Annotated in this window: 6 protein-coding genes and 1 pseudogene; 1 reads left to right on the top strand and 6 read right to left on the bottom strand. The window is 40.3% G+C overall.

The window, feature by feature from the left end; translation table 11 throughout:
- Positions 1–92 precede the first annotated feature (92 nt).
- The 6 genes from alaS to HMPREF2877_RS05450 all read right to left on the bottom strand — a co-directional run bounded on the left by alaS (position 93) and on the right by HMPREF2877_RS05450 (position 9282).
- Positions 93–2711: an alanine--tRNA ligase gene (gene alaS / locus HMPREF2877_RS05425; protein WP_014633520.1), complete on the bottom strand. Its 2619-nt coding sequence runs from the start codon at positions 2709–2711 to the stop codon at positions 93–95.
- A 379-nt stretch (positions 2712–3090) separates the two neighbouring features.
- Complete coding sequence (locus HMPREF2877_RS05430) at positions 3091–4233, bottom strand: peptidyl-prolyl cis-trans isomerase (protein ID WP_002886735.1); 1143 nt, start codon at positions 4231–4233, stop codon at positions 3091–3093.
- Positions 4234–4294: 61 nt separating this feature from the next.
- Positions 4295–5002 carry an O-methyltransferase gene (locus tag HMPREF2877_RS05435; RefSeq protein ID WP_002886734.1) on the bottom strand — a complete coding sequence of 236 codons (708 nt, stop codon included), beginning with the start codon at positions 5000–5002 and terminating at the stop codon, positions 4295–4297.
- 71 nt (positions 5003–5073) lie between these two features.
- A complete protein-coding gene (locus tag HMPREF2877_RS05440; RefSeq protein WP_014633522.1) occupies positions 5074–6294 on the bottom strand; it encodes an L-lactate MFS transporter in 1221 nt (406 codons plus the stop codon).
- Positions 6295–6506: 212 nt separating this feature from the next.
- Positions 6507–8312 carry an oligoendopeptidase F gene (pepF, locus tag HMPREF2877_RS05445; RefSeq protein WP_014633523.1) on the bottom strand — a complete coding sequence of 602 codons (1806 nt, stop codon included), beginning with the start codon at positions 8310–8312 and terminating at the stop codon, positions 6507–6509.
- Between the two features lie 10 nt (positions 8313–8322).
- The gene (locus HMPREF2877_RS05450; RefSeq protein WP_014633524.1) at positions 8323–9282 is read right to left on the bottom strand and encodes a competence protein CoiA; all 960 of its coding nucleotides are present in this window, start codon (positions 9280–9282) and stop codon (positions 8323–8325) included.
- 1323 nt (positions 9283–10605) lie between these two features.
- On the opposite strand from HMPREF2877_RS05450, the pseudogene HMPREF2877_RS11465 reads away from it, so the two are divergent.
- A pseudogene (locus tag HMPREF2877_RS11465) lies at positions 10606–11304 on the top strand (IS3 family transposase); the annotation flags it as partial.

The raw sequence follows: 11304 nt of genomic DNA on the forward strand, positions 1-11304 counted from the left end.
AACCACTAGCACAGCTAGTGGTTTTCGTAAGACAAGAAAAAAAGATAGGATTTTCATCCTATCTTTTCAAGTTTCTTCTATTGTATCACATCTTAAAGCTGTTCTGCTACTGCTGAAAGAAGATCTTGGATACCATTGGCATCGCTACCACCGGCCATGGCCATATCTGGTTTACCACCACCACGACCAGATACGATTGGTGCAAGGACCTTGATAACATTACCTGCGTGAACATCTTTAGACTTGCTTGCTACAAGAACATTAACTTTTTCGCCAATGTGAGCTGCAAGGACAAGGACGTCAGAGTAGTCTGCTTGTTTCCATTGGTCAGCAAAGGTACGAAGGGCACCTGCGTCAGAAACTTCTACTTGGCTAGCGATGTAACGAACACCGTTAGCTTCTTTAACGTCTTTGAAGACATCACCAGCTGCTGCTGCTGCTGCTTTTTCTTTAAGAGCAGCATTTTCTTTTTGAAGGGCATGCAACTGCTCTTGAAGGCTAGCAACCTTGTTAGGTACTTCTTTCAATTGTGGTGCCTTAAGTGTTGCTGCGATTGCTTTAAGGGCATCTTCTTCTTCACGGTAAGCAAGGTAAGCTTCACGTGATGTCACTGCCAAGATACGACGTGTTCCTGAACCGATACCTTCTTCTTTGACAATCTTGAACATACCGATTTCAGCAGTGTTGGCAACGTGCGTACCACCACAAAGCTCAACAGAGTAATCACCGATTGAAACGACGCGAACATTCTTACCATATTTTTCGCCAAAGAGGGCCATAGCTCCCATTGATTTAGCAGTGTCAATGTCTGTTTCAATAGTTGTTACTGGAGTTGCTTTCCAGATTTCTTCGTTGACTTGTTCTTCGATAGCACGCAATTCTTCTGGAGTTACAGCCTCAAAGTGAGTGAAGTCGAAACGCAAGAATTCTTGTTCATTAAGAGAACCCGCTTGAACAGCATGATCACCAACAATATTATGAAGAGCAGCATGCAAGAGGTGAGTTGCTGTGTGGTTCTTCATAACACGGTGACGACGTGTGTGGTCAATTTCAAGTTTATAGTTAGCACCTACAACAAGTTCACCTTCAACCTCAACAGTGTGAAGGGCTTGTCCATTTGGTGCACGTTGAACATCAACCACACGCGCAACAACAGTACCAGCTGCATCTGAGATCGTACCGTGGTCTGCTACTTGTCCACCCATTTCAGCGTAGAATGGTGTTTTTTCAAAGACAAGGAGTGCTTGACCAGAGTTAACACTATCATGACGAGCATCATCAGCAACGATAACGCTCAAACGGCTTTCAGCAGTTTCCGCTTCATACAAGAACTCAGATGGTTCAGTGATGTTGGCGAGGGTTTCATTTTGCATACCCATAGAACCACCTTTAACCACGCTAGCACGCGCACGTTCTTGTTGTTCTTTCATGGCAGCTTTGAAACCTTCATGGTCAATCTTGAAGCCTTCATCTTCAGCCAACTCTTCTGTCAATTCCACTGGGAATCCATAAGTATCGTAAAGTTTAAAGATATCTTTACCTTCAAGCGTATCTTTACCAGATTTCTTAAGGTTAGCAAGAAGCTCGTCAAGCATGCTTGAACCTGCATCGATGGTACGTGCAAAGGTTTCTTCTTCACGTTTAACGATTTTTTCGATAAAGTCTTTCTTCTCAAGAACTTCTGGGTAATAGCTTTCCATGATTTGACCAACAGTTGGAACAAGTTTGTACAAGAAAGCATCAGAAATGCCGAGACGACGGCCGTGCATTACGGCACGACGGAGAAGACGACGAAGGACATAACCACGACCTTCATTACCTGGAAGGGCACCATCACCAATGGCAAATGCCAATGAACGGATGTGGTCAGCGATGACCTTGAAGCTCATTGTGTCACCATCTGGATCATAAGTTTTACCAGACATTTTTTCGATTTCACGAATGATAGGCATGAAGAGGTCTGTTTCAAAGTTTGTTTTAGCCCCTTGCATTACGGCTACAAGACGTTCAAGACCTGCGCCCGTATCAATGTTTTTATTAGGAAGTTCCTTATATTCTGAACGTGGAACAGCTGGATCTGCGTTGAATTGTGACAAAACGATGTTCCAAATTTCAATGTAACGGTCGTTTTCAATATCTTCTTCAAGCAAACGGATACCAATATTGTCAGGGTCAAAGTCTTCGCCACGGTCAAAGAAAATCTCAGTGTCTGGTCCTGAAGGGCCAGCACCGATTTCCCAGAAGTTATCTTCAATTGGAATCAAATGACTAGGTTCAACACCGCAAGCAATCCAACGGTTGTATGAATCTTTATCATCTGGATAGTAAGTCATGTAAAGTTTGTCTTTTGGAAAATCAAACCACTCTGGGCTTGTCAAAAGCTCATAACCCCATTCGATGGCTTCATCACGGAAGTAGTCACCAACTGAGAAGTTACCAAGCATTTCAAACATTGTGTGGTGACGAGCTGTCTTACCAACATTTTCGATATCGTTGGTACGGATAGCCTTTTGTGAGTTAGTGATACGTGGATTTTCAGGAATCACAGAGCCATCAAAGTATTTTTTCAAAGTGGCAACCCCTGAGTTAATCCAAAGAAGGGTTGGATCGTTAACTGGAACCAAGTTAGCTGATGGTTCAACAGCGTGACCTTTTGATTTCCAGAAATCAAGCCACATTTGACGAATTTGTGCTGAAGTAAGTTGTTTCATTGTTTCTCCTTAATTAATTGTTTTTTATTTTGAGCTATTCTCGAGCATTTCCACATAGTCGATAGCGACACACAGCGAAATACCCAAAGAATAAAAGACAAGTCCACTAAACGAAGGGCGACGTGAACCGCGGTACCACCTTCATTCAATGAACTTGTCATTCTTATTTGTCTTTAATTGTGAACTTTGAGTAGCAAGTAACCAGATTCGTCCATGGCTCGCAACGACCGCCATTTTTCTGTATCAGAAGCGATGATTACCAATCTCAAAGGGAAGGCTAAAAATGTCATGATATTAGAACTTTCAGCCACTCTCCATTTTAACGTGTTTTAGGTCTTAGGTCAAGCTGATAATAGCATTATCAACTCTATCATGTGATTTATTTGCTAGAGCTTGATGATGAACTTGATGAAGCTCCAGAACCAGTCACATACTGGTCAAGAATTGCGCTAAAGGCCTTGTCTACAACTTTAACATTATATTTCTTAAGGACCTTAGCAATCACTGAGTTAGTGAAGTTAGTATCAGATTTCTTACCATTGATGATAACCTTAGTCAAATCATCCTTATAGTTTTTCCAATCTGCATTTTTCTCAGATTTTGAAACAGTTTTGACGATGTAGTAAGTTGCAGCACCAGTTGAGCTGTTTGAAACAGTCACTACGTCAGAAACGGCATTAGCATCTTGTTTAAAGGCTGCTGTCAAAACATCTGCTGGAAAGTCTTGAGAAGCTGAGTTAACTGTCTTAGAAGTCACTTCCAAGCTGTTATCTTTAGCTACTTGTGAGAAATCTGCTCCTTCTGCCTTAGCTTCAGAGTCTACTTTATCTGCCACTGCTTTATCAGTAGTTGAAACCACTTGCACCTCTGTATTCGGTGTGTAGTTATCATAGGCAGCCTTGTAATTTGCTTCCGTCAAATCTTTCTGTGCGGCTTGGTTAACAGCGTACTCAACCAATTTTTGTGTACGGATTTGAGTACGGTATGACTCTTCTGTTTGACCATAGGCTGCAAGTACTTGTGAGAATTGATCTCCGTATTGTTCTGAAGCTTGCTTATAAGCTTTGTCAACGTCTTCTTTGCTGACCTTGCTACCATATTCTTTTTCAAGAGCCTTTTGCAAAGTTGCACTCAAAACACTTTGTTGTGTTTGGCTGCTACCTTTAAGTGAATCAAAAACATCACCGACAGTAACAGTATCACCTTTCATAGATACCAAAGTTGTTTCTTCAGTTGTTTTGTTACCTAGAGAAACATACATAGCACCTGCACCAACGAGAGCTGAAACAGCTACAAGGGCAAGACCTCCAAGGAAGCGACCACCTGAGCTTGGTTTACCAGCATCACGTGTCTTTTTAGTTTTAGCACGTTTTGCTTTTTCTTTCGCTTTTTCACTGGCGAGGGCGATGCTTTCCTCTTCTTCTTTTTGGCGATCAAGATGCTCTTGTTCTGCGTCTTTGTCTGCTACAACCTCTTCAACAGTTTCTTCTGTTGACTCAAGGTTTTCATTTTCTTTAGCCATTCTATCTACTCCTTAAATTGTCAATATCCCTGTTATTATACCACACTTACTTAAATAATGCTTAATCTGGTAAGATAATATTTTCAGAATTTTTCCGAAGCATAAGAAGTCCGTCACTCATAGGGACCAAACTAGCAGTCAATCCAGGGTTATCTAAGGTCGCATCAAAAAGACGATGCAAGCCACGATAAATCGTACGCTGACCACGACGAACCTCCATGATGTCTTTGGCAATATCGCCCCCTTGGAAGATATCATCAAAGACGATGACACCACCTACCTTGAGACGTTTTAGGATTTCAGGCAGAAAGACGATATATTTAGACTTGGCTGAGTCCATAAAGACAAAATCATAGTCAGTGTCCAAATCTTGCAAAACTTCTGCTGCATCTCCTTCGACCAAGGTAATTTGTTTGCGACTGTCATACTTGGCTAGATTTTCCTTGGCAAAGCTAATCATTTCTTCATTACGATCAACCGTCGTAATCTGAGCATCAGGTGCATACTCAGCCATAAGAAGGGCTGAAAAACCAATAGCTGTTCCTACCTCAAGGATTTTCTTAGGCTGCAAGGTCTGCAACAAAAATCGGAAATAAGCAACTACTTCGTGCTGGATAATTGGAATATTTTCCTTACGAGCAAAGGCCTCCAGTTCAGCCAAATGCCCTTTATTTTCCTGAAGATGCGTTCGCATGTAGTCCACGATATCCTTGTTGACTACAGGACGTCGCATGTTGTGATTTGCATTTTTACTATATGATTTAACCATGTGTTTTATTATATAAAAAATCCCTAGCGAGTGCTAGAGATTTTTCTTATCTATAAATCAAAACGTCATCATTAAGCTACTTGACGTAACCCCCTCTTTTTCAAGAGGTAGGAAATGACCAAAGCCACCACGTAAAGAGCTATGAAAACAAGCAAGGTCATCTGGTATGATTTTGTCAATTCGTAGGTTACGGATAAGAGCATTGGCCCCACTAAGGCCGCCATCGCCCAGGCAGTCAAAATATAACCATGAAGGGTAGCCAACTCCTTTGCCCCAAAGATATCGCTAAGGTATGGAGGAATCAAGGAGAATCCTGCCCCGTAGCAAGTCATCAGAACAGCCATCGCAACCACAAAGACAAGTGGCACTTGCAGGACAATTAGGAGGATGGCCATGACAATATTAACCACAAAAAGGAGAATAAAAGTCTTCGGACGTCCAATATAATCCGACAAGCCTGCCCACAGAAGGCGACCAAAACCATTAAAGATTCCCATAACACCTACAACAACTGACGCTGATTCCGCTGACATCCCAACCATATCTTGAGCCATTGGAGAAATAGCAGAGACAAGGGCTAAGCCACATGAAATATTGATAAACAGAATAAGCCATAACCAGTAGAAAGTTGATGATTTCAGAGCCTCATTAGCCGTAACTCCCTTGCTCAAATTAGCAACCTGACGGTTCGGACTCTTGTCAGCCAACAGTTGTGCTTCCTCTACACTTGGTCGTTTAATGAATTGTGAGACAAAAAGCATAACAACAAAATAAACGACTCCCAAGATATAAAAGGTCTGCTCAACACCACGTACCTGAATCAGATATTGAGCAATGGGACTGGTTAACAGCGAGGCAAAGCCAAAGCCCATAATGGCAAGGCCAGTCGCAAGTCCACGCTTATCGGGAAACCACTTAATAATAGTTGAAACAGGCGTAATATAACCCACACCCAGTCCTAGACCACCAAGAATACCATAACCAAGATAAAGCATCCACAGCTCTCCATGAGCAATGGCAACTCCTGTCAGAATGTTACCCCCAGCATAGAGAACGGTCGACATACTTCCAGTCACTCTAGGACCAAATTTTTCAACCAGACGTCCCATGAAAGCTGCAGAAAGCCCTAGACAAAAGATAGCCAATGAAAAAGCAAAAGAAACTGAAGATTGATCCCAGCCAGTCTGGGCCATAATAGGATTACGATAGATACTCCAAGCATAGGTAGACCCCAACATGAGATGGAGTAAGACACCACACGTTGCTACAAGATAACGATTGGTTGTTTTCACAAAAACCTACTTTCTATTTCTGAACATTGTTCACTTATAAAACATAAAACGTTAGGTTTTTAGTCTATCATGAATATAAACTAGGGGCTATAAATATGCTCATTAACTCATTTCCAAATCAATTAGAGCTTTTATTTTAGTAAACGTTCGTTTTTTAGACATAAAAAGAATCATCCTGATTCAGAATGATTCTCTCATATGGTAACTTCTTTTTACGAAAGGTGAACACCTTTTTCAACCAAGACTTCCAATTCAACGAGACGGTCTTCAAAAACTTTGAAGGCAGCATCTAAGTAGTCGGTATTGGTCATATCAACACCAGCTTTCTTGATGACTTCCAAAGGATAGTCTGAGCTTCCTGCCTTAAGGTAAGTAAGGTAAGCTTCTTTATCTTCTTCAGTACCGTGAACAATTTTTTCAGCCAAGTAGCTTGCCGCAGCAAATCCTGTAGCGTATTGGTAGACATAGTAGTTCATGTAGAAATGCGGAATACGTTCCCACTCAAACTGAATTTCGTAGTTATCTTCAGCTTTAAGGTTATAGTATTTCTCATTGAGGTCTGCGTAAAGCTTATTCATGAAGTCCGCTGTCAAGATTTGACCAGATGCATCTGCCTCATGAATAGCATGTTCAAACTCGGCAAATTGTGTTTGACGGAAGACAGTTCCCTTGAAACCATCCAGATAGTGGTTAAGAATAGCAAAACGTGTCTTGTCATCTTTGACCTCTTTAAGAAGCGTTTCTGTCAAGATATTTTCATTGGTTGTAGACGCAATTTCCGCCAAGAAGATTGGGTAATCTCCGTAAACATATGGTTGAGTCTGCCGTGTGAACGTTGAATGCAAACTGTGGCCAGTCTCGTGAACCAAGGTAAAGAGATTGTCCAAAGTATCTTGCCAGTTCAAAAGCATGAAGGCATTGGTATCATAAGCACCACCTGAGTAGGCACCTGAACGTTTTCCTTTGTTAGGGTGAACGTCAATCCAACGTTCCGTAAAGGCTGCATGAACCCCTTTACTATACTCTTCACCAAAGATTGCCAAGACTTCTTCTGCTTTCTTGAGGGATTCTTCATAAGTAAGAGCAGTTTCAGTCTCAGAAAGTGGTGTATAGACGTCATACATCTTAAGCTCGTCAAGCCCCAAGACCTTCTTACGCAAATCAAGGTAACGATGCAAAAGTGGCAAATGCTTGTTCACTGATTCCAAGAGTGAGTCATAAACACTCTCTGGAATAAAGTTAGCCGCAAGTGCTGCATGACGTGCTGAATTATAGTGACGAACTTTGGCTTGGTAATTGTGAACCTTGACAACGCCTTGGAGTGTTTGTGCATAAGTATGTTGGAACTGCTCATAAGTACCGTACATCGCTTCATAAGCTCCCTTACGAATGTCACGGTCCTTAGATTCCATGAGAGTGATAAAGTTACCATGTGTCAACTCAACCACATCCCCTTGACCATCTGATACCCATGGGAAGAGGATATCAGCATTATCCAAGACATTGAAGGTATCCGTTGGGCCGTTGAAAATATCACCGGCTGCTGCCAAGAGCTCTTCAGCTTCTTGAGAAAGAACGTGGTCCTTGTTTGCCAAAAGACGTTCGAAATAGTGATCATAAAGTCCAAGACCTGGCTCTTGTTCTTTAAATTCAGCTAATTTCTTATCATCCAAGGCCATAAATTCAGGCTCAAAGTAAGCAAAGGCTTCACTCAACTGTGAGTAAAGGTTTGAGGCCTTAGCTTGGTACTCTTGGTAAAGACCTACTGTTGTGTCTTGGTCATTTTTCATTGACGCATAGACATAGATTTTCTCCAAGCGACGCATAAGACTCATATAAAGTTCAGTTGCCTCAAGCAAGTTCTTAGCAGAATCTAAGAGATGACCTGCATAAGCACTAGCCTTCTTCAAATCCTGAACAGTGCTTTCATATTCAGTCTCCCAATCTGCATCTGTCGCAAAAATGGTCGTCAAATCCCATGTGTATTTCTCTTCTAAATGAGCACGATTGTCTGACATAATATTCTCCTTAATTGTATCTATTCTTTACTATTTTAGCATAAAAGGTGGGAGGGTAGAGAGTTTGTCGATAAGAAAAATGCCTTTTTCGATAATATTGCATAAAAAGCTTTTCAAAACCTTCAAGTGACTGTCTAATTTGTACAAAGCCCTGCTTAGATTCAGGAAATCTTACTTGTGGGGAAAAATCCTGATCAGACAGGCATAATAAATTCATTCCATTAAGATAGGCTTCTTCCTGCCTTCTCATCCACCTTGGATTTTTCCCCATTAATTCTCGTTGAATCACATGTGAGACCCTCTTTCGCTGAGTTACTTTATAAGTCTCAACCTTCTCTGCTTGATAAGGAAAACGTAAAACTGTCATGAGATTTTCGGTTAGTGGCCAGGCCTTAGTTAAATAATAGACTTTCCCAAAAATATCCTCATAGATGAGATACTTAAGTCTAATTTCCTCTCGCTTCCAATCAAGCTCCCATAGGTGAAATCCTATCTTAGCCGTAAAATAGAGAAAGTCCCGCTGTAGGTCTGTTAAACGTCCATTCAACCAGAGTTCCTCACCCAAAAGCCAACGCACTTCGTAACCTGCTTGGTGATAGGCACATGTCCTCTCTCTCAAACGTTGCTGGGATAAACGAGAACACTGAACTTCTAGAGCCAGGGAATCGCCAACAAATAAATCTGCAATTTGCCCCAACTCGGACAAAACCTTTTCAATACTTACTTTTTCACCATGATTAACCAAAGATTTATATAAGGCTGCCTTAAGCGATAAATGTTGAGCCGATTCATTCTCCGAGAAGAACTGACAATCTTGCAAAGATTTATGAGCAAAATGTGGGCACATTACCTGGCCATGCCTCAATAGGACAACTCCCTGGCATCCAGGACAGCTATAGGATTCCTTACGTTTCAAACAGGTTTCTAGAGCTAAAACGAGGTTTCCCTCCTGATTTTTTGCAATTAACATGACTCTCTCCTTCGTGCACTCTCTTACTTATTCGTAAAAGAATTCACAAAATAAAAAAACATCTAGATTACTCTAGATGCATCCCCCATTCAAACTGAAACTTGCTCCCTGCTGTATGGAAACTTAGGTTTATAGGTGTATAGCTTAACCTAGGATACAAGTGCCACTCAGTCCATTCGATCTCTTTTCAACAATCTCGATACCTAAAGGAAAATCCCCCAACTTTCCTTGGTATCAGGATCTTGAAAACAGTTTCTATCCAACATAACCATTAAAAATAGTCAATGTAGCATAGACAGATGCTCTCACAAACATCTGATCAAATTCCGTCACTGAAGCATCATCCCAATATGCTTTTCACCCTTTTATTCCTCAATCCCACTAAAAACTTAATCCTTGAGTTGATAATGAGATAAAACAATTTTTAGACTTTTACAAGTTAAAGTCTCTATTTACTAACATTGAACCACCAATTTCCTAGGTGCAGTTCAGTACCAACAAACTCAAAATTGTGTTGGCTCAAAATGGTTTCTGGTCAAGAGTATCTTGTGATTGATAGTCAGTCAATCTGAGAAGCTTTCCCTCTAGCTTCTTTACACAGAACGTCATACTGCTTACAAGATACTATTTCCTAGAAGAGTATTGCTAAAAACGCCACTCTCAAAACATACCACCTATCAGTCATTAGGTTTAGTCCACCTTCTGATAGGTATATTAGCAGTTACTGCTTTATTTTCTCTCCCTCTTCGCTTTTGAAGATTAGTCTCTACCGATTCTGCTGTTTTTGAATCTGTCGTTAGCTCTACACGGATTAAAAATACCGCTAGCTCCCGCTACGATGATGCTGATGTTTTAAATCGATTAATCTAATTTTTTTGCTGTTTAAATCTTCTCTTTTTAAATCATCACAATGAAACATTGGAATTTGATAACTTAGAATTCCAGATTCTAAGCTAGTCTTTTTTGATCAGGGAGTCACCCTTCCAAAAAACAAACTCTTCCTAACACAATCTATTATACTTTATTATAATTTTTTGTCAATTAATTTATTTCATATTTTTTGAAAATATTTTTAAACACTCTTTTTAGATAGTTAAAACAGTTCAAAAACACTATAATATAGGCATTTTTGTTACTGTTGAAAAATTAGAAAACATCCTTTGTTTTTTAGTCAAGGTCAATAGAATATGTTAGCTATCAGAAAATTTTATTTTTATTATTTTCGACTAACTTGATTTTACTTAACTAGTCAAAACCAACCGTGAAATGATCTACACCCCAAAAGTTAGACAGAAAAAATCTAACTTCTAGGGTGTTTTTATTATGAAATTGACTTATGAGGATAAAGTCCTTATCTATGAACTTAGAAAGGAAGAAATGATTGATAAAATCCTACATGAATACTGTTCTCAAGATAGAGTTTCTCTCGAATATTCTCTCCCAAATCAAGGGATGCTTCCTAACTGGCTCGCACAATACAAGAAAAAGCTAGAAGAAATGACGGAACTAGAACGTCTTCAAGCAGAAAATGCGGTTCTAAAAAATGAGAGAACTCCGATTGAGGGACGAAAAAGAGCAAAGAGAAAAACGGAAATTGTTCGAGGATTGGTAACAGAGTTTACTTTAGAGATCTTCTAAAGATTATTAAGCTTGCTCATTCGACCTATTATTACCACTTAAAACAGCTGGATCAAACGGATAAGAGCCAAACTATCAAAGCTGAAATTCAAGCTATTTTTACTGAATACAAGGGAATTATGGCTATCGTCACATCACTCTCGCATTGAGAAAACGTGGCTTTATGGTAAATCATAAGAAAGTGCAACGTCTGATGAAGGCTCTTGGTTTAAGTGCTCGAATTCGTCGTAAACGTAAGTATTATTCATACCAAGGAGAGGTTGGTATGAAAGCAGAGAATCTCATTCAACGCCAGTTTGAAGCATCAAAGCCAATGGAAAAGTGCTACACAGATGTGACAGGGTTTGCCATTCCAGCAAGCACTCAAAAGCTTTATTTATCACC

This window comes from Streptococcus sp. HMSC072D03, from assembly GCF_001812855.1.
GTDB classification, from domain to species: domain Bacteria; phylum Bacillota; class Bacilli; order Lactobacillales; family Streptococcaceae; genus Streptococcus; species Streptococcus salivarius_D.

What these genes read in the sequence shown, in the direction of transcription:
- alaS (WP_014633520.1), bottom strand. Translation starts at nt 2,711, where the DNA reads ATGAAACAACTTACTTCAGCACAAATTCGTCAAATGTGGCTTGATTTC.
- HMPREF2877_RS05435 (WP_002886734.1), bottom strand. Translation starts at nt 5,002, where the DNA reads ATGGTTAAATCATATAGTAAAAATGCAAATCACAACATGCGACGTCCT.
- HMPREF2877_RS05430 (WP_002886735.1), bottom strand. Translation starts at nt 4,233, where the DNA reads ATGGCTAAAGAAAATGAAAACCTTGAGTCAACAGAAGAAACTGTTGAA.
- pepF (WP_014633523.1), bottom strand. Translation starts at nt 8,312, where the DNA reads ATGTCAGACAATCGTGCTCATTTAGAAGAGAAATACACATGGGATTTG.
- HMPREF2877_RS05450 (WP_014633524.1), bottom strand. Translation starts at nt 9,282, where the DNA reads ATGTTAATTGCAAAAAATCAGGAGGGAAACCTCGTTTTAGCTCTAGAA.